General features: G+C 62.0%; 17 protein-coding genes, 2 tRNA genes and 3 pseudogenes. 4 read left to right on the plus strand and 18 right to left on the minus strand.

Going from position 1 to position 17,041, the window contains the following annotated elements; translation table 11 throughout:
• Nucleotide 1 precedes the first annotated feature (1 nt).
• A tRNA-Pro gene (locus HY2_RS12485) sits at nucleotides 2-75 on the minus strand.
• A 54-nt stretch (nucleotides 76-129) separates the two neighbouring features.
• Nucleotides 130-1,005: an acyl-CoA thioesterase II gene (gene tesB, locus HY2_RS12490; protein WP_034828136.1), complete on the minus strand. Its 876-nt coding sequence runs from the start codon at nucleotides 1,003-1,005 to the stop codon at nucleotides 130-132.
• Nucleotides 1,006-1,197: 192 nt separating this feature from the next.
• Between tesB and HY2_RS12495 the strand changes: the two genes are divergently transcribed.
• Entirely contained in the window at nucleotides 1,198-2,964 is a 1,767-nt protein-coding gene (locus tag HY2_RS12495; RefSeq protein ID WP_034828170.1) for a long-chain-acyl-CoA synthetase, read from the plus strand.
• Nucleotides 2,965-2,967: 3 nt separating this feature from the next.
• Here HY2_RS12495 and HY2_RS12500 read toward each other — a convergent pair whose 3' ends face one another.
• Genes HY2_RS12500 through proB form a run of 3 tightly spaced genes read right to left on the minus strand, consistent with a single transcriptional unit; the run spans nucleotide 2,968 to nucleotide 6,035 of the window.
• Nucleotides 2,968-4,437, minus strand: a complete 1,470-nt coding sequence (locus HY2_RS12500; RefSeq protein WP_034828138.1) for a RimK family protein — start codon at nucleotides 4,435-4,437, stop codon at nucleotides 2,968-2,970.
• On the minus strand, nucleotides 4,434-4,898 hold the full coding sequence (locus tag HY2_RS12505; RefSeq protein ID WP_034828140.1) for a GNAT family N-acetyltransferase: 465 nt from the start codon (nucleotides 4,896-4,898) through the stop codon (nucleotides 4,434-4,436). The genes HY2_RS12500 and HY2_RS12505 overlap by 4 nt, the downstream gene beginning before the upstream one ends.
• Before the next feature lie 9 nt (nucleotides 4,899-4,907).
• Entirely contained in the window at nucleotides 4,908-6,035 is a 1,128-nt protein-coding gene (gene proB, locus HY2_RS12510; RefSeq protein WP_407066583.1) for a glutamate 5-kinase, read from the minus strand.
• A gap of 98 nt (nucleotides 6,036-6,133) precedes the next feature.
• Between proB and HY2_RS12515 the strand changes: the two genes are divergently transcribed.
• Nucleotides 6,134-6,367: an MJ0042-type zinc finger domain-containing protein gene (locus HY2_RS12515; RefSeq protein WP_158534028.1), complete on the plus strand. Its 234-nt coding sequence runs from the start codon at nucleotides 6,134-6,136 to the stop codon at nucleotides 6,365-6,367.
• On the opposite strand, the gene obgE is transcribed toward HY2_RS12515, so the two are convergent.
• From obgE to HY2_RS12535, 4 genes are all read right to left on the minus strand, one after another.
• The gene (obgE, locus tag HY2_RS12520; RefSeq protein ID WP_034828144.1) at nucleotides 6,364-7,407 is read right to left on the minus strand and encodes a GTPase ObgE; all 1,044 of its coding nucleotides are present in this window, start codon (nucleotides 7,405-7,407) and stop codon (nucleotides 6,364-6,366) included. The two genes, HY2_RS12515 and obgE, sit on opposite strands and share 4 nt — an antisense overlap.
• 19 nt (nucleotides 7,408-7,426) lie before the next feature.
• A complete protein-coding gene (locus tag HY2_RS12525) occupies nucleotides 7,427-7,942 on the minus strand; it encodes a GNAT family N-acetyltransferase (protein ID WP_034828146.1) in 516 nt (171 codons plus the stop codon).
• A gap of 131 nt (nucleotides 7,943-8,073) precedes the next feature.
• Nucleotides 8,074-8,343 carry a 50S ribosomal protein L27 gene (gene rpmA, locus HY2_RS12530; protein ID WP_034828148.1) on the minus strand — a complete coding sequence of 90 codons (270 nt, stop codon included), beginning with the start codon at nucleotides 8,341-8,343 and terminating at the stop codon, nucleotides 8,074-8,076.
• 39 nt (nucleotides 8,344-8,382) lie between these two features.
• The gene (locus HY2_RS12535) at nucleotides 8,383-9,012 is read right to left on the minus strand and encodes a 50S ribosomal protein L21 (RefSeq protein WP_034828150.1); all 630 of its coding nucleotides are present in this window, start codon (nucleotides 9,010-9,012) and stop codon (nucleotides 8,383-8,385) included.
• Between the two features lie 185 nt (nucleotides 9,013-9,197).
• On the opposite strand from HY2_RS12535, the gene HY2_RS12540 reads away from it, so the two are divergent.
• Nucleotides 9,198-9,287: transfer RNA gene (locus tag HY2_RS12540), tRNA-Ser, on the plus strand.
• Here HY2_RS12540 and HY2_RS17875 read toward each other — a convergent pair.
• The 4 genes and pseudogenes from HY2_RS17875 to HY2_RS12570 form a co-directional block, all read right to left on the minus strand.
• Nucleotides 9,258-10,907, minus strand: a pseudogene (locus HY2_RS17875) (recombinase family protein); the annotation flags it as partial. The gene HY2_RS12540 and the pseudogene HY2_RS17875 overlap by 30 nt on opposite strands.
• Nucleotides 10,904-11,290 (minus strand): HVO_A0114 family putative DNA-binding protein, encoded by a 387-nt coding sequence (locus HY2_RS12560; RefSeq protein WP_034828158.1) that lies wholly within the window; start codon nucleotides 11,288-11,290, stop codon nucleotides 10,904-10,906. The gene HY2_RS12560 and the pseudogene HY2_RS17875, both read right to left, overlap by 4 nt.
• A 19-nt stretch (nucleotides 11,291-11,309) precedes the next feature.
• The gene (locus tag HY2_RS12565; RefSeq protein WP_034828160.1) at nucleotides 11,310-11,624 is read right to left on the minus strand and encodes a hypothetical protein; all 315 of its coding nucleotides are present in this window, start codon (nucleotides 11,622-11,624) and stop codon (nucleotides 11,310-11,312) included.
• A 152-nt stretch (nucleotides 11,625-11,776) separates the two neighbouring features.
• A complete protein-coding gene (locus HY2_RS12570; RefSeq protein WP_034828162.1) occupies nucleotides 11,777-12,685 on the minus strand; it encodes a LysR family transcriptional regulator in 909 nt (302 codons plus the stop codon).
• A 98-nt stretch (nucleotides 12,686-12,783) separates the two neighbouring features.
• Here HY2_RS12570 and HY2_RS12575 point away from each other — a divergent pair, with 98 nt between their 5' ends.
• The gene (locus HY2_RS12575) at nucleotides 12,784-13,602 is read left to right on the plus strand and encodes an SDR family oxidoreductase (protein ID WP_034828164.1); all 819 of its coding nucleotides are present in this window, start codon (nucleotides 12,784-12,786) and stop codon (nucleotides 13,600-13,602) included.
• A 64-nt stretch (nucleotides 13,603-13,666) separates the two neighbouring features.
• Here the strand turns inward: HY2_RS12575 and HY2_RS12580 are convergent.
• From HY2_RS12580 to HY2_RS17880, 5 genes and pseudogenes are all read right to left on the minus strand, one after another.
• Nucleotides 13,667-13,876, minus strand: a pseudogene (locus HY2_RS12580) (DUF2274 domain-containing protein); the annotation flags it as partial.
• A gap of 2 nt (nucleotides 13,877-13,878) precedes the next feature.
• On the minus strand, nucleotides 13,879-15,018 hold the full coding sequence (locus HY2_RS12585) for a TraB/TrbI/VirB10 family type IV secretion system protein (protein WP_034828166.1): 1,140 nt from the start codon (nucleotides 15,016-15,018) through the stop codon (nucleotides 13,879-13,881).
• Complete coding sequence (trbG, locus tag HY2_RS12590) at nucleotides 15,015-16,037, minus strand: P-type conjugative transfer protein TrbG (protein WP_034828167.1); 1,023 nt, start codon at nucleotides 16,035-16,037, stop codon at nucleotides 15,015-15,017. The genes HY2_RS12585 and trbG overlap by 4 nt, the downstream gene beginning before the upstream one ends.
• Nucleotides 16,034-16,723 (minus strand): conjugal transfer protein TrbF, encoded by a 690-nt coding sequence (gene trbF / locus HY2_RS12595; RefSeq protein WP_034828168.1) that lies wholly within the window; start codon nucleotides 16,721-16,723, stop codon nucleotides 16,034-16,036. Before trbF ends, trbG begins: the two co-directional genes overlap by 4 nt.
• Nucleotides 16,720-17,041: pseudogene (locus HY2_RS17880) on the minus strand (P-type conjugative transfer protein TrbL); the annotation flags it as partial. The pseudogene HY2_RS17880 and the gene trbF, both read right to left, overlap by 4 nt.

Here is a 17,041-nt window from a genome sequence, read left to right on the forward strand (position 1 = left end):
GTCGGAGCGATAGGATTCGAACCTACGACCCTCTGGTCCCAAACCAGATGCGCTACCAGACTGCGCTACGCTCCGGACTCCCGTAATAATGGGGTCGCGCGAGGGCGCAAGCCCCTTTCAGCGGTAATATCAGGGTTTTGGCTGAAGACGGCGCACAAGACCCTCTTGTGCAACACTCGCAACAAGCTGACCGGACTGGTTAAAGATCTGGCCGCGATTGAAGCCGCGGCCCTTGCCGGCAAAGGGGCTGTCCATGGAATAGAGGTGCCATTCATCAAACTGGATGGGCCCGTGCAACCACATGGCGTGATCCAGGCTGGCCGACATCAGCTTGTTATGCTGCAGCCATGTGATTCCGTGTGGGCGGTAGCATGAGCTGAGCAAATTCATGTCTGATGCATAGGCCAGCAGGCAGTGATGCAGGGCCGGGGAGACATCCACCGGCCTGGAGACACGAAACCAGACGTGGTGACGGTCGCTGGAAGGTTCTGGGCGCAACAGGTCCAGCGGCTCCACTTCGCGAATCTCGATGTCGCGTTCCCGCGTGAATTCATCCCGCATCGCTTCGGGCAGCGCATCAACGATTTCGACGCGGCGCTCCCGCAGGCTTTTCAGGCCTTCCGGGCCGGGGACATCCGGCATATCATGCTGGTGCTCCCAGCTGTCTTCATTGGTTTGGAAGCTGGCAGCCATGTTGAAGATCTGTTTGCCATGCTGGACGGCAACGACCCGACGCGTGGTGAAGCTGCCACCGTCGCGGGCATGGTCTACCTGATAGATGATGGGCACTTTGGGGTCGCCGGGGCGAATGAAATAGGCGTGCAGGGAGTGGCAGAGTCGATCCTCGGGAACTGTGCGGTAGGCCGCAACCAGCGATTGGGCGATGACCTGGCCGCCGAAGACACGCTGGCTGGCACGCTCATCCGGGCTCTGGCCCCGGAAGAGGTCCAGTTCCAAGCGTTCGATATCGAGCAGGTTCAGCAAGTCGCCGACGGGGTCTGTCATTATTATGGTCTCCGAATATGCTTCGCAGCGATTAGCAGGCGACAGGGTGGATGCAAACCACGCATTTATCAGAAAACTTTCAGTTTTCCGCGGCGTGGTCACGACATGTTCACTACCTGAAGCTATGTCAGCCTTATGGTTAACGCTGCTTCTCTTCAGAAATATCTACCGAAATACGATTCTTTCTCCGCCATGCGGAAGGATCTCGACTTCCTGTTGTGCGTCTACAGGATGAACAAGCTGACAGGGGAGATTGGCCCGGAATCTAAGCAACTGGTTGCTGATGATTTTGAAGACAGCGTGGACAAGCACCCAGATAATGTGGCCTTCCGGTTTGAAGGCGAGCTGTCTACCTATGCTGAATTTGATGCGCTAGCGAACCGCGTGGCGCATTGGGGATTGAAGCAGGGACTCAAACCCGGCGACAGCGTGGCCTTGTTCATGGAGAACCGGCCGGAATATGTTTCCATCTGGGTGGGGCTGGCCAAGATCGGCGTCGTGACGGCGCTGGTGAACCATCATCTTGAAGGTGAGGGGCTTAGCCACTGCATCAATATTGTTGAAGCCAAACACATCATTACGGGCGCCGAGCAGGATACCTCGATTGAGGCGGTCCATCCCAATCTTGAGGGCGCGCCGGAGATCTGGTCTCTGGGCGGTGCCTATGGCGAGAATTTTGAAACCGTTCTGGCAGACATGCCGGTGACACGGCCCGGCCGCGAGCATCGCGCCGACCTGCGTGGCAAGGATCTCTGCCTGTATCTCTACACGTCTGGCACAACGGGTTTGCCCAAAGCGGCGCGGGTCACAAATTCACGTCTGCAGACCATGCTGCGCACCTTCATTGCGCCATGCCAGACATCTGCGCGTGATCGGGTGTATCTCACGCTTCCGCTGTATCACGGGACGGGCGGTATTTGCGGCATCGGCGTCGCCATGATGACAGGCGCGAGCGTTATCCTGCGCCGAAAGTTCTCTGCGACGGCGTTCTGGGATGATGTCCACGATTATGGGGCCACCACGATTGTCTATATCGGCGAGTTGTGCCGGTATCTGCTGAATCAGCCGCCACACCCGAAGGAACGTGCGCACCGCATCCGCACCGGCTTTGGCAATGGCTTGCGGGCAGAAATCTGGAATGAATTCCGTGAACGGTTCAATATCCCTCAGCTGTGCGAGTTCTACAGCGCGACAGAGGGGAATGTGAACATGCTGAGCTTTGACGGCACGGTCGGCGCTGTAGGGCGCATTCCAAAATGGCTGGACTGGAAGTTCGATCATGTCGCCTTTGTCCAGTTTGATGTGGAGTCCGAACAGCCCGTGCGCGGGGATGATGGTTTTGTTGTCCGCGCCGAACTGGGGGAGCCGGGGGAAGTTTTGGGCCGGATTGGCACCAAGGAGAACCGGTTCGAAGGGTATCACGACAGGAACGCGACCGAGAAGAAAATTCTGCACGATGTTTTCGAGAAGGGAGATTCCTGGTTCCGGACTGGGGACATCATGCGCAAGGACGAGAACGGATATATCTATTTCATTGATCGCATAGGCGACACATATCGCTGGAAAGGCGAGAATGTCTCCACCAATGAAGTCAGCGATGCGCTGTCTCATGTGAAGGGAATTGCGACGGCAAATGCGTACGGCGTTCCCATTCCGGGGGCGGACGGAAAAGCCGGTATGGCAGCCATCACGCTGGATGGTGACCTGGACTTTGAAAGCCTGTATTACGAGCTATCACAGAATTTGCCGACCTATGCGATCCCTATCTTCCTGCGAGTTCAACGGGAGGCGGCGACGACTGGGACGTTCAAATTCCGGAAAGTGGAGCTGGTCAAAGAGGGGTATGATCCTGACAGGGTGGACGATCCGATCTGGATGTACCATCCGGACAAGCGTCAATATGTTCCGTTCACGCAGGACCGCTACGAATCCCTCATCTCCGGGGCATTCCGTTTCTAGGTATCAGGACACACGGCCCATGCGTTGTTCCAGCCGGGTCGAAAACCAGGAAATGATGCGCCGCCACAACTCGTCTTTTAGCAAGGCACCTTCTACATCATGATCAATTGACGGATTATCATTGATCTCGATGATTACGACGCCCTTGTCCGTCTCTTTCAGATCAACACCATATAGGCCGTCGCCGATCAGACGCGCACCACGTACGGCAGCATCCACCACGGCGGGGGGCACATCTTCTACTGCAAAGGTGGCGAAGCCGCCTTCTGTTGTCTTGCCATCAGGGCCATGCTTCACGATCTGCCAATGGCCGCGCGCCATACGATATTGGCAAGCATAGAGCGGTTCGCCATTGAGGACGCCGATGCGCCAGTCATATTTGGTGGGAACGAATTCCTGCGCGATGATCAAGGCGGTGTCCTTGAACATCTTTTTCGCGCCGTCGCGCAGTTCCTCAAAGGTTTTGGCCTTCACCATATTCGTACCGAAGGAACCGTCCGGTGTCTTCAATACGACGGGTGTGCCGAGCTTTTCGAACACGGCGGCAAGGTCACTTTTCTCGTCGAGGATTTCCGTGCGCGGAATGGGCAGGCCCGCCTTTTCCAGGATCTCTTTCAGGTACACCTTGTTCGTGCAGCGGATCATGGAGTGCGTGTCGTCAATGACGGGCATGCCTTCCTGCTCAGCGCGACGGGCGAATTTATAGGTGTAGTTGTCGATCTGCGTCGTGGCACGGATGAAGAGCGCGTCGAACTCGGCCAGGCTGGTCAGGTCGGATGGTTCGATCGTTTCGACCTCTACGCCCATCTTGGCGGCGACATCAGCGAGGCGTTTGATGGAGGCAGGCTTGGAGGGGGCCGTCTTTTCCTGTGGGTCGACTAGCACGGCGAGGGCCCATTTGGCGGGGGCCTTTGTCTTGGGCTCGCTGATGCGGCCGCTGGTGTAGCTGGCCATCGATTCGAGGAAGAAATCCCGGCGTGCGCCTTTCAGCTTCTGCGGCGGAACCATCCGTACGCGTCCAATGCCATGCGGCGCAGTGGCGTCAAATTCCACCTCCAGGGCAGGCACGCGGAACCAGTCGGACACTTCGCGGGCAAGCTTTTCATAGCCCGCCGTTTCCGGTTTCGAAAACGCAACGAACAGACTCTCGATCTCTTTGGCACCTTTTGCGCGGGCTTCACTCAGGCGTTCGCCAAGATCGGGCAGGGCATGTTTGTAGAGGCCCTTGGCAGATAGCTCGACCATGGTCTGCACGCTGGGACTGACGCGGTGGCCGCGCGCCTCTGCCAGAAGAGAGGCATAATAGCCTTCCGACTGATAGCCATAGGACCGGCAGAGGTTCAGAATATAGGGACGTCGGCCTGAGAACAGGGCTGGCTTGGTGATATAGTCAGAGACTTTCAGCACCTTGTGGGGAGTTTCCGCTTGGCTGATATCATTGGCGGATTCTACGAGTACGACCCAATCGGTCATGTTTCCTCTCTTGAGAGGCCGGTAAGCGGCTTCTCCATTCTAAGTGCGTCTTCCCCATCCGGATAATACGCTGCGGCGCGCGCCATTACGCGATATCCGTGCCTCTCGTAAAGACGTATTGCACGGGAATTGGTTGCGCGCACTTCCAGGCGCATTTGGCTGCAGCCCCTCTGCCTTGAAATGTCTTCGCATTCTGACAGTAGTACAGAAGAGAGCCCGGTGCCGCGTACCGCCTCTGCAACGGTGATCGAATAGAGACGGGCAATCTGGGCGCCCTTGCGGAACAGGAGAACCGCTGCGCTGGTCAGGGTTTCGCCTGAGTCGCTGACCAGCACCGCGGAATTGCCTTTCAGCAGACGTCGCCAGGTTCGGGCGGAGAAACGGTCCTCCGGTGGAAAGCTGCATTCCAGCGCGGTAAGAGCCCTGATATCTTCTGGTGTCGCAAGGCGAAAACGGGCCATGGCGGCAGCTTACCTAACCAGAACCATATCGTCGCGGTGAATGATTGCCGGGCGGCCGCGATAGCCGAGAATGGCTTCCACCTCTTCGCTGTGACGCCCGATGACGCGCTGGATTTCGAATGAACTGTAGGCGGTGACGCCCTTACCAATCGTCTGGCCTGAGGGGGCATTGAGGGCGACGGCTGCGCCGCGCTCAAAGCTGCCGGTCACGCCTGTGATGCCGACGGCCAGCAGGCTCGCCCCCCCGCGCAGCGCCTTGGCTGCGCCCTCGTCCAGGGTGATTGAACCTTCGGGCGTCAGATGACCAGCCAGCCAGGCGGCGCGGGCATTGGCGGGGGTGGTGGCGGCGGAAATCAGCGTGCAGCGCGCGCCATTCTCAATAGAGAGGAGGGGATGTTCGCGGTTGCCGATTGTGATCAGTGTAGAGCAGCCTGCTGCGTGGGCGATACGGGCAGCGGCGAGCTTCGTTGCCATACCGCCAGAGCCAACGCCAGCCTCGGCATTCGCGCCTGTGGCCATGGCATCATGCTCGCCTGTCAGTTCGTTAAGGTGGGGGATATGCGTCGCATCCGGATGGCTGCGCGGGTCAGCGGTGTAGAGGCCGTCAATGTCAGACAGCAGGACCAGCACGTCCGCCCCCATCATCTGCGCAACACGGGCAGCAAGACGATCATTGTCGCCATAGCGTATCTCGTCTGTCGCCACGGTGTCATTCTCGTTGATGACCGGAACCGTGCCAGCCTCCAGCAGTGTCTCAAGCGTGGCGCGGGCATTCAGCCAACGGCGGCGATTCTCTGTGTCGCCCAGAGTCAGCAGCGCTTGGCCGATGATAACGCCATGCGGTTCAAACGCGCCGCCGATTGCAGACATCAGCCGCAATTGGCCAATCGCAGCGGCGGCCTGTTTCTGGTCCAGACGGCTTGTGCCGGCACTGCCGAGGCTGGCTCGTCCCAGCGCAACGGCGCCGGAGGAAACGAGGATCACTTCCAGACCGCGCCGACGCAGGGCTACAATGTCTGCAGCCAGCTTCTCCAGCCAGGCATGGCGAGGCGTGCCCTTCTCCGCCACGAGGGCAGAACCGGTTTTCACCACAATACGCTTGGCAGAGGCAAAAGGCGTGTCACTCATGAGGCGCAGCGATACACTGGTGCGGCAGATGCCGGAAGAGAAAATGAAGCCGTTGACAAGGCAGGCCATTGCCCGTCACGAGGATGGAAACAGAGAGGTTTTTCGCCATGCCCCAATTCGACATGATCCTGCTGACCCCTGCCCAGGCCCAGGGCGTCGATGTGCTGGAACACACTGCTGGCTCGCCCGTGCGGGAAGGGGGCGGCGACGAGACCTATCGCTGCGGATCGTGCAAGACAAAGCTGCTGGTGAATGTCGCGCATCATGATGCCCATGGTGTCGTTGTGAAGTGCGGCAAGTGCGGACGGCTGAATACCGAACCGCACCACCATCACCACTAGAGCGGCGACCAGTTTTCATCTTCCGCGTCCGCCTCGGCCTCTTCCTCAGCGAGGATGCCGAGATGGCGCGAGATGGCTGACAGCGCCTGTTTGACGCCCTCGCCGGTTACGCCGGAGATGCGCAGTGGCTCTCCGTCATAGACGGTCTTCAGCTTGGCCATTTGTTCCTCGACCATTTCCGGCAGCAGCGCATCAATCTTGTTGAGCGCGACGATCTCCGGACGCTCCGCCAGTTCAGAATCATAGGCCTCCAGCTCGCCGCGAATCGTGCGGTAGGCACCGGCAACATCATCCTGTGTACAGTCGATCAGGTGCAGCAGCACCTTGCAGCGTTCGACATGGCCAAGGAAGCGGTGACCAAGGCCTGCGCCATCGGCGGCGCCTTCGATCAGGCCGGGAATGTCCGCCAGCACGAATCGGCTTCCGGGCCCGAGGTCAACTACGCCGAGGCCTGGGTTCAGGGTTGTGAACGGGTAGTCGGCAATCTTCGGGTTGGCGGCCGTCACGGCACTCAAGAAAGTGGATTTGCCGGCATTCGGCAGGCCGACAAGCCCCGCATCAGCAATCAGCTTCAGGCGTAGCCAGATCCAGCGTTCCTCGCCTTCCTCGCCAGGATTGGCGCGGCGCGGAGCCTGGTTGGTGGAGGATTTGAAGCGCAGATTGCCCCATCCGCCATTGCCGCCCTCAGCCAGCAGCACGCGCTGGCCAATCTCGGTCAAATCTGCAATCAGGGTTTCCTGGTCTTCCTCGAAAATCTGCGTTCCGACCGGCAGTTTCAGAACGACATCCGCTCCGCCTGCGCCAGTGCGCTGTTTGCCCATACCGTGGCCGCCGCGCTTGGCCTTGTAGTGCTGCTGGTAGCGATAGTCGATCAGCGTGTTGAGGCCTTCCACGGCCTCTGCCCAGACATCGCCGCCCCGGCCGCCATCGCCGCCATCGGGGCCACCAAATTCGACATATTTCTCACGGCGAAACGAGACACAGCCGGCACCGCCGCCGCCTGACTTTATGTATACTTTGGCCTGATCGAGGAATTTCATGTCTGTTCTCTTACGCGTTTCAGCCGATACGCGCCATGTCTACGTGATCAACGATTTCGCCCCGGCCCATGCAGAAGACGCGGCTGCGGTCTGCTTTCATGAAGTCGAGCTTTTCCAGAACGCGGCCAGAAGCCGGATTGTCCTGTAAGTATCCTGAAACGAAGGCTTTCTCACCCTGCTGCTTCAGCCAGCGGATGAGGGCGTCTGTCGCTTCCGTCATAAAGCCTTTGCCCCATTTGTTGGGTGACAGCCAATAGCCGATATTGAACGGCAATGTAGCCTGTTCCCGCTGGCCGCTGGTCACGCCGATCAGCTCGCCATGCTGGGTGATGGCAAAGGGGTGTTTGAGGTTAGCCTTGCGGCCCTTCTCATGAGAGGTAATCCAGGCGAGCGTCTGGCCGACATTCTGATGCGCCGGAATGCGCGCCACCATGCGGTAGATCCGCGGATCATTGACAAGATCCGTGATGGTGCCTGCGTCTTCCGGCTGAACGGGGCGCAGTATCAGCCTGTCAGTTCTGATTTCCGTACTCATGCCATGACTCCTCCTTGAAGCCGAAGCGGGCAGGGGAGGCAAAAATAAAGGGGAGACAGTGGCCTGCCTCCCCTTGGAAACTGATCGTCTGAAGCGATCCGGCCACGTTCCCGCGGCCGCGCTGTCAGCCGCTATTCTGCTGCGTCCGCGACCGGTACAATGTTTACGTACAGACGGCCACCGGCCTTGCGCGTAAACTCAACCTTGCCTTCGGAAAGCGCAAAGAGGGTGTGATCGCGGCCCATGCCAACGCCTTTGCCCGGCCACTTTTGAGTGCCGCGCTGACGTACGATGACGTTGCCCGGAATCACATGCTCACCGCCAAATTTTTTGACGCCGAGAAACTTCGGGTTTGAGTCGCGGCCGTTACGGGACGAACCACCTGATTTCTTATGAGCCATGAGTTGCTCCTGATCCTTTAGCGCGGCTTGTATACAGCCTTATGCGTCCTTAGCCAATTCCTGAGCCTGGGCGACCCAGTCACCCTTCTCGAACTTACCTGCGATGCTCAGCTCTTCTTCGAGCTTGGCAATGTCAGCCTCGGTGAGGGCAGCGACTTGTGCGAAAGTCGTGATGCCAGCGCCGTTCAGCTTTTTCTCCATGGCCGGGCCAACGCCGGTCAGCTTTTTCAGATCGTCTGCACCGCTGGCAGCAGCCGGAGCCGCTTCAGCCTTTGCAGGCGCTTCCTTGGCCGGAGCAGCCTCAGCTTTCGGAGCCTCTTCCTTTTTAGGAGCGGCTTTCTTGGCGGGCTTTTTGCCGTCGGTGCTGATGCCGGTGATGGTGACGACCGTCAGGTGCTGACGGTGGCCTTTCGTGCGGCGATAGGTTTGACGCTGACGCTTCTTGCGGATGATGACTTTATCACCGCGCGTCTGCTCAGATACTTCGCCGAAAACGGCTGCGCCGGACACTAGTGGGGCGCCAACGGTTACGTCGTCGCCACTGCCCACCATGAGCACGGAGTCAAAGGTGACATCCTTGCCAGCTTCGGCATCCAGTTTTTCGACGGTGATCGTATCGCCTTCCGCGACCTTATACTGCTTACCGCCTGTTTTGATGACCGCGAACATGGGGTCTCGTCCTTCCGGAATGCTAATCGAAATGAATTGCGCGCGAAGCCGTCGCCGGTTCCGCGCTCGAAGCGGGGGGTAAACACCAAACAAGCCGCGCTGTCAAATATGATCTTCAGGCGTTTTCAGGTGCTTGCACATGGGCCTTATATTATATAGTGCAAGCAGCCGTCCACGGGCCCTGCGGAGAGGTGCTAGAGTGGTTGAATAGGCTAGTCTCGAAAACTAGTGAGCTCGCAAGGGTTCCGAGGGTTCGAATCCCTCTCTCTCCGCCACTTCAGTCCGCCTCTGGGCACGCCAATCGCCGCCGATTGCCGCACCTGGCCGCCCGCAAGCGTCCTCAGCAGTTCCGTTTTCGATCCCATGATGCGGATTGCGTCGTCGGCGACCTCGACACGCTGCGCCAGGGCGCGCAGGTGATCCCGCCGATAGCCGCCCTCACGGTCCCGGATACGGTCGCGAGCGATCTGCGAGAATTGCCGGATCATCGCCGGGCTGACGGCGCTGTGACCGGGGCTGTCGAGCAGCGTCTGAGCGCGGTCGGCGTCCGCCCGCGCCTGATCGCGGATGACCTTTAGGCCGGCGATGCGTTCGGTCAGCGCCGGGTCGTCCAGATCGGCAACCCCGGCCTCGATGGCGTCATAGAGACGCTTGAGGCGTAGTTCCGATTCGGAAGCCCGGCGCTGCAATTCGGCGATGTGCTGGCGGCGGCGCTCGGCCTGATCTTCTCGGCGACCGAGGACGCTGCCAAGCAGCTTCTCCAGCCGGTCGGGATCAAGCAGGCGTTCCTCGATATGACCGGCAACCATGGTGTCGAGCTTGTCCATGGGGATCGCGCGCCCCTTGCAGCCGGTTTCGCCCTGCCGTGCCCGGATCGAGCAGGCATAGTAGCGATAGCGGCCGCTCTTGCCGGTGCGGATGGTCATCGCGCCCCCGCAATTGCCGCAATAGCAGATGCCGGTCAGAAGCGTGGGACCGATCACGACGCGCGCGGGCAGTTCGGTCTTGGGGTTGCGGGCCTGCAAGAGCTTCTGCACCGCCTCGAAGGTCTCGCGGTCGATGATCGGCGGTACCGGCACGATGACGATTTCATCGGCTTCCTTGTCCGCCTTGTTCTTCCGGTTCTTGCCCCATTGATGCTCGCCCATATAGGTGCGCCGGGTCAGGATGCGGTGAACCTGGCCGACGCCCCAACGGCCGCCGTCACGGGTGAAGATGCCTTTGCCGTTCAGATGCTTGACGATGGCCTTAACGCCCATCTGACCGGAATCGCCATCACCTTCCAGCGCCAGGCGATAGATCAGGCGGATCGTGTCGGCGTGCAGCGGGTCGACTTCCAGCTTCTTCTTGACCTTCGCGCCGCGCTGCTCGGCTGCGACGACGCGATAGCCGACCGGGGGCAGCGAGCCGTTCCAGAAGCCTTGCCGGGCGTTTTCCTTTAAGGCGCGCAGGACATGCTTGGCGTTCTCCTTGGACTGGTATTCGTCGAACAGCGCCATGATCTGCCGCATCATGACGTGCATGGGGTCGTCGCCCATCTCCTGCGTGATGGAGACGAGGCGAATACCATTCTTCGCCAGCTTCCTGACATAGAACTCAAGCTCGAAATGATCGCGGAAGAAGCGCGAGAAACTGTGAACCACGACAATATCGAAGGGCGCGGGCTTCGACGTTCCCGCCTCAATCATTCGTTGGAACTCGGGGCGGCGGTCGTTGGTGGCCGACGCGCCGGCCTCCACGAAGGTTTCGACAAGCTGATAGCCCCTCGCTTCGCACCATGCTTCGCCCTGCCTGCGCTGGTCGGGGATCGACACGTCATGTTCGGCCTGCCGGCTGGTGGAGACGCGCAGGTAGAGGGCAGCCCGCAGGGCGACATTGGGATTGTGGACGTTCATTTGCGGGTTCCTTTCCTGCGAGGCTCGACCAGAGGCAAGACCAGTTCCACACGGTCATGAACGAGCTTCGGGACCAGTCTCAGACCCCGGCCTTTTTCCATGCGCACAAGCCCGTATCCGACCATGGCCTTGAGGGTTCTGGACAGGTTGGACTTGGCGCGGCCGGTCATCTGCGCCAGCTCTTCCAACGAGGCTGGCTGCTGTTCGTAGATGATGCGCAGCATCTCGCAATTGCTCGCTGACATGAATTTGGCGAAGGATGTCGTGGAGATGAACCAGACCGTCGGCTCGCCGGGCTTCGGTTTTTCCTCGCCACGCGCGATCCGAAGGGTGCGGGCCTTCATTTCCTCGGGATCGGCGATCCCGACTTTCAATGTGGACATGGCAAGACTCGATTATCGTTCAGGGTTTTTCATTATCATAATACGATAACGATTTCAAGTCATCGGGCAGATCGACCGAGCCGAACAACTCGTCGAACACATCGGCGAACCAGCGCTCGAACACCTGAATCTCGGCCTCGGTGATCGGCACGTCCTCGGGCCAGTCGTCGATGACCGGCAGCCGCTCGACATCGAAGAGATGGAGCGGGCGTCCACGCGGCGGACTGACGCGCGGCGTCGGGTCGTCGTCGTAGTCGTAGAGATCGTCGGGGAGCGTTTTGGGGACCGGCTGCCGTGGGCGGCCCCTGCTGCCGTGGCGGTGTTTCGTGGACATGGAATCCTCCGTGGTTCGCGGGATTTTCCGGGGGCTGGAAGCCCGGAATAGGCGAAGCATGGAGGGGGATCGGCGGCCTGTAGCGTGCCGCATTTGCGTCGATGCGTTGACGGCACCCCTGTTACTAGTGTCGGCGCAGAGCCCGTTGCGCCTTACTTGCTGGTTGTCGCGCTGGTCTCCGCCCGCAAACTCTCCAGGAAGAGAGTGAAAGCACGGGTCGGATGGCGCCGGCTCGAATAGAAGGCGTGATAGCCCGGAAACGGCGGACACCAATCGGCAAGGACCTCGACGAGCAGCCCGTCGTTCAGAAAGGGCGCGGCGAGATCTTCGAGCATGTAGGCCAGACCCATCCCCGCGCTGGCAGCCCCTACGAGTGCGTCGCCGTCATTGACGATCAGGGACGGCGACACTTTTACCGTCTCCGCATGTCCGTCTTTCTCAAACGACCACGGCGACAGGGTGCCACCCGCGTTTCTGAAACCGATGCAGCGGTGGGCCGACACGTCACGCGGCGTGTGCGGAGGATCGCAGCTGTCGAGATACCGGGGCGCCCCCACAACGACAGCGCGCAAGTGGGGCCCAACGGGCACGGCGACCATGTCCATTTCCAAGTCTTCGCGCAGCCGTATCCCGACATCGAACCGCTCGGCAACGATGTCGACATGCCGGTTCTCCACGCTCAGCTCGCCGTCGATCTCGGGATGGGCAGCGATCAGTCGCGAGAAGGCCGGCCAGACGAGCGTATCGGCGGCATGTTTGCCGCAGGTCACCCGCAGACGTCCGCCCGGTTCCTCACGCAACTGTTCCAGATCGTCGATTTCCGCATCAATCTCCGCGATGACCGGCGCGAGTGTGGCCAGAAGCCGCTCGCCCGCCGCGGTGGGGGCAATGCTGCGTGTCGAGCGTGACAGCAACCTGATCCCCAGATCGGCCTCAAGGCGCTTTACGGTCTGGCTGACGGCGGACTGGGTCACGCCGAGGCTGCGTGCCGCCGCGGTGAAGCTGCGCTCTTCGGCAACGCGATTGAAGATGACGAGGTCCGAGAACTTACGCGGGTCCATTCAGTAGCTATACTACTTGGTCCGACAAATTTCGAGGTACTAATCTCCCACTGCATAGATGCGCTAATATCGGGTCGGCACGACAAGAGGAGCTGACAATGACAGAAAAGGTATGGTTCATCACCGGCGCTGGCAGGGGACTTGGGCATCTGCTCTCTCGCGATGCGCTGCGCGCTGGCGACAAGGTCGTGGCAACCAGCCGAAGCGTCGACGGGCTTGCAGAAAGCCTCTCCGCTCCGGACGACAGCCTGCTCGTGTTACCGCTCGATGTGACCGATGCCCGGGCGGCTTCGGCAGCACATGACGCAGCCATGGAGGTGTTTGGCCGGATCGACATCCTGGTCAACAACGCCGGCCGCGCCCAGCTTGGATGGTTCGAGACGATCCCGGAGGAGGACGTGCGCCGGCAGTTCGAGATCAACCTCTTCGGGGCGATGAACGTGGCGCGCGCGGTGCTGCCGACGATGCGCCGTCAGCGCTCGGGCCTCGTGGTCACGATCTCCTCGGTGAACGGCTTGGTCTCGAACCCCGGTGGATCGGTCTACTCGGCGTCCAAGTTCGCGCTCGAAGGCTGGATGGAGGGCCTCGCCGAAGAAATCGCGCCGCTTGGCGTCCGATCACTCATCGTGGAGCCGGGGATGATGCGCACAAACTTCCTTGATCCGTCCACTGCACGGCAGGGGGATATGGACATTGCCGACTATGCCGAGGCGGTGGCCGGTTTCCGAACCTTCATCGCAGAAGCGAACGGCGCGCAGCAGAACGATCCGGCGGCGCTTTCCGCCCTGATCGTCTCTGAAGCGTCCTCTCCCGACCCAGCGCGACGGCTCCTGTTCGGCGCCGATGCGCACGAATGGGCCAGCGCCAAGTGCCGGCAACTCACAGCCGAGATCGACGCTTCGAGCGCCCGTGCCTGAGTGCGGGCAATGTCGGCTTCGTGCCGCTCAGTTGCCATTTATCCCACTGGACCACTTCCCCCCCCCGCCGCGCCTTTGCGAAGCCGCGGTCCGTGGCGATGAACCGCTCCAGCATGGGCACGATCAGCCTGACGGGATCGGCAACGGCTTGCCCCGTCTCGCGCCCCAGCACCTCGGCATAGGCGACCAGATCGCGGTGGAGCGGCGCGGGCAGCTCCAGGGTCACCTTTACGGGCTTGTCGTCGGGCAGCGGGCCGAGTTTCAGCTTGGTCATGGTCAACCTCCTGCCGGCTCGAATATCAAATCGCGGGTGACGATTATCCTGACCGGGAAGCCGGGCCGGATGGTCAGCGTGGGCGCGACCTGCAACTGGCGCTGGACGATCTGCTGGCCTGCCTGATTGACGGTATCTTGCGCCCCGTCGCGGATGGCGCGGATCAGCCGGTCCTCGTCGCTGGTCGCGAGCTCCGTGCCGACTGCGAGCAGCGTGGATAGTCCTGCGGCCTTCATCAGATCCCACCAATGATAATCGACGCCATCCTCAAGGCCGGCATAGCCCGATGCGTCCGCGCCCGGCAGGCGCTCAAGGACGATGGAGCGGCCGCCCGGCAGGATCAGGCGATTCCACACCAAGAGCACCCTGCGCTGGCCGAAGGTCACGCCGTCATCATATTGGCCGATGATGCGGGTGCCCTGCGGAATCAGGAGCAGCGAGCCGGTCGGGCTGTCATAGACGTTCTCCGTCACCTGCGCTGTGATCTGGCCCGGAAGGTCGGAACGGATGCCGGTGATGAGCGCGGCCGGGATCACGGCCCCGGCCTGCAGGATATAGGGCGAGGCCGGCGGCGTGACGCGATCCGGCGCGACGGTCTGGCGGTCCACCGGGCCGCCCAGGAAGGCGGCATGGCGGTTCTGACCGGCCGCTCCCTCCGGTTGCCCGCCGAGACCGGCCAGGCCGGGCATGGCCGTCCCGGCTGGTGTTCCTGTGCGCGGTCCGGTCTGGAAGAACACGCTGCTCAGGCGCGCGGCTTCTTCCTCGGCGCGGCGGCGTTCTTCCTCGGGATCGACCGCGGGCGCTGTGATCGCAGGCGTTGCGACCGGCTGGCCCCGCCTCTCGGCGTCGAGGATCGGACGGCCAAGGTCGCCGGGCAGCGCGGGGCCGAGGACCGGGCCGGTGTAGTCGGAGGGCAAGCCCGTGAGTCCGTCCGCCGTGGGCCGGTTTTCTGTCGAATAGAGTTCTTCGCCGCCCGGTCCGGCCTCGCGGGTCTGGAGCGCGTAGATCAGCGCGCCGCCGATGCCGAGAAGCGCGACCGCGCCAATGCCTGCCAGCATCTTGCGGGACAGGCGGGTGACGCGCGGCGGTTCTGCGCGCAGCCGCATGGGCGCTGTGGTGTCGGTGATCGGGTTGTCTGTCATGACGGCGAGTCTCCGGTGGCTGCGGGCTGAGCGGCGGCCTGTCGTTGCTCGATACGGACGATCCTGACGACCTGCTGGCGGTTGCCGCTGCCAAGGCGCAGTTCGGCCGCGCCAAACAGACGGTCCACGATCAGGACGTTCCGGTAGATGCGGGAATTGACGATCTGCGGCTCGCCGTCCGACCCGAGCACGAAGATCGGCGGCATTTCGCCCTGCACGATCCCGCGCGGGAAGACGACATAGACGCGCCGGCCATCGTCGAAGACGGAAACCGGCCGCCATGGCGGGCTGTCGCCCTGCACCTGCAATCCATAGCGATAGTTCCGCGCCGCCTCGGCAGGGATGACCGGCGCGGACGGGACGGCCCGGCGCTGGCCTGCCGGCGGCGCGGGATAGGCCCAGGCGACGGCGGGCATGTAGAGCGCTTCCCGCGCGCGCAGCTCCATCATGTAGGTTCGCCGGTCGGTGGTCACGACAAGGTTGGTCGAGATGTCGTCGCGGGTCGGTTTCACGAGGATATGGACGCGCCGGTTGGCGCCGCTGCCGCTCTCGGTATCGCCGATGATCCAGCGGGCGGTGTCGCCGGCCGCAATCGGTCCTGCGCCGGTCAGGTTTTCACCCGGCTCCAGCGCGATATTGGTGATTTGACCGGGGGCGGCATAGACCTGATAGAGCGCGCCTTCCGACCACGGGTATATCTGGATGGCGTTGTAGTAGCCTTCGCGGCGCGGCTCGACGCGGGCGGCGGCGTTGGCGTTCTCGACGCGGCCGGTCGGTGTGCCCGCCCTCTCGCCGCCGCGCGCGACGGTCCAGGCGGGCGGAACATGCAGCGGCCGGGGCGTGTCCTCTGCCGAAGCGGCAGGCGGCGTCGGCAGCGGCGGCACGGCGTCGTCATAGGAGAATTGCGGCGTCCGGTTGGTGGCGCAGCCGGCCAGCACGGTCGCGGAAAGCAGCAACGCCGCCAGTGCGGGTTTGCGGAAAACCGGAAAGCCGGCTTTGCAGAAAGACGTGCGGGTCATTGGCTCATCTCCCGCGACCATGAAATCGCATTGACATAGATGCCGAGCGGATTGGCGCGCAGCCTCTCGGCGGTGCGCGGCGGCTGGATCACGATGGTCAGGATCGCGGTCCATCGCTCGGTGCCGGAAAGCTGGCCGTTTTCGTAGTGGCGCTCGGTCCAGGCGACCCGGAACGATCCGGGCGATGCCCGGATGACGCTGGACACATCGACGGCGATCTGTTGGCGGCCGACACGGGTGAACGGATCGTTGGCGCGGGCATAGTCGTTCAGAGCCGCAGCGCCCCGGTCGGTGGTGAACTCGTAGGCGCGAAGCCAGTTCTGGCGGACGATGATCGCATCGGCCGGGATCGCGCGGACCTGCTCGATGAAGCGGCCGAGATGGAAAGCGATCTGCGGATCGGTCGGGCGATAGTCGGCGTTCGCCGGTGCGACGGTCTGGGCTTCGCCGAGCGCATCGACCTGCACCACCCAGGGCACCACGGTCCCGCGCGCCGACTGCCACACCAGCGCCGAGGCGAAGCCCGCCGACAGGATCAGGGAACCGAACGCCATGTAGCGCCAGTTTCGCGCCTGCACGCGGGCCGAGCCGATGCGCTCATCCCAGACCTGCGCGGCCTTCTGATACGGGGTCTCGGGTTCCGGCGTCTTGCCGTAATGGGCTGCGGGTCGTTTGAAGATGCTCATGAGCAGTCACTTTCGGAAAGGTTGACGGAAGAACCGGGGCCATGGCTGTCGCCGGAGCGGACGGCGTGTGCGGCCATGGTCGTGCCGTGGTTCATGGCCTGCGAGCGGCGCATCCGCTGCGCCCAGGCAGGCGGTGCGCCTGTGGCCGAGGCGGACGCGGCCGGGGCGGATGCTTCCGCCGCGCCTCCGGCCGTGCCCATGGTGGACGCGCCGCCACTCGCACCGAAGCCAGCCTTCGCGCCTTCGGAGAAACTGGACTTGACGCTTTCGGACGCGCGGGAGGCAGCGCGTTTCAAGGGTGAGACGGCTGCCGATCCT

It is taken from the genome of Hyphomonas pacifica, assembly GCF_000682675.1.
Taxonomy (GTDB): domain Bacteria; phylum Pseudomonadota; class Alphaproteobacteria; order Caulobacterales; family Hyphomonadaceae; genus Hyphomonas; species Hyphomonas pacifica.

What these genes read in the sequence shown, in the direction of transcription:
- tesB (WP_034828136.1), bottom strand. Translation starts at nt 1,005, where the DNA reads ATGACAGACCCCGTCGGCGACTTGCTGAACCTGCTCGATATCGAACGC.
- HY2_RS12495 (WP_034828170.1), top strand. Translation starts at nt 1,198, where the DNA reads ATGCGGAAGGATCTCGACTTCCTGTTGTGCGTCTACAGGATGAACAAG.
- HY2_RS12500 (WP_034828138.1), bottom strand. Translation starts at nt 4,437, where the DNA reads ATGACCGATTGGGTCGTACTCGTAGAATCCGCCAATGATATCAGCCAA.
- HY2_RS12505 (WP_034828140.1), bottom strand. Translation starts at nt 4,898, where the DNA reads ATGGCCCGTTTTCGCCTTGCGACACCAGAAGATATCAGGGCTCTTACC.
- HY2_RS12515 (WP_158534028.1), top strand. Translation starts at nt 6,134, where the DNA reads ATGCCCCAATTCGACATGATCCTGCTGACCCCTGCCCAGGCCCAGGGC.
- obgE (WP_034828144.1), bottom strand. Translation starts at nt 7,407, where the DNA reads ATGAAATTCCTCGATCAGGCCAAAGTATACATAAAGTCAGGCGGCGGC.
- HY2_RS12525 (WP_034828146.1), bottom strand. Translation starts at nt 7,942, where the DNA reads ATGAGTACGGAAATCAGAACTGACAGGCTGATACTGCGCCCCGTTCAG.
- rpmA (WP_034828148.1), bottom strand. Translation starts at nt 8,343, where the DNA reads ATGGCTCATAAGAAATCAGGTGGTTCGTCCCGTAACGGCCGCGACTCA.
- HY2_RS12535 (WP_034828150.1), bottom strand. Translation starts at nt 9,012, where the DNA reads ATGTTCGCGGTCATCAAAACAGGCGGTAAGCAGTATAAGGTCGCGGAA.
- HY2_RS12560 (WP_034828158.1), bottom strand. Translation starts at nt 11,290, where the DNA reads ATGTCCACATTGAAAGTCGGGATCGCCGATCCCGAGGAAATGAAGGCC.
- HY2_RS12565 (WP_034828160.1), bottom strand. Translation starts at nt 11,624, where the DNA reads ATGTCCACGAAACACCGCCACGGCAGCAGGGGCCGCCCACGGCAGCCG.
- HY2_RS12570 (WP_034828162.1), bottom strand. Translation starts at nt 12,685, where the DNA reads ATGGACCCGCGTAAGTTCTCGGACCTCGTCATCTTCAATCGCGTTGCC.
- HY2_RS12575 (WP_034828164.1), top strand. Translation starts at nt 12,784, where the DNA reads ATGACAGAAAAGGTATGGTTCATCACCGGCGCTGGCAGGGGACTTGGG.
- HY2_RS12585 (WP_034828166.1), bottom strand. Translation starts at nt 15,018, where the DNA reads ATGACAGACAACCCGATCACCGACACCACAGCGCCCATGCGGCTGCGC.
- trbG (WP_034828167.1), bottom strand. Translation starts at nt 16,037, where the DNA reads ATGACCCGCACGTCTTTCTGCAAAGCCGGCTTTCCGGTTTTCCGCAAA.
- trbF (WP_034828168.1), bottom strand. Translation starts at nt 16,723, where the DNA reads ATGAGCATCTTCAAACGACCCGCAGCCCATTACGGCAAGACGCCGGAA.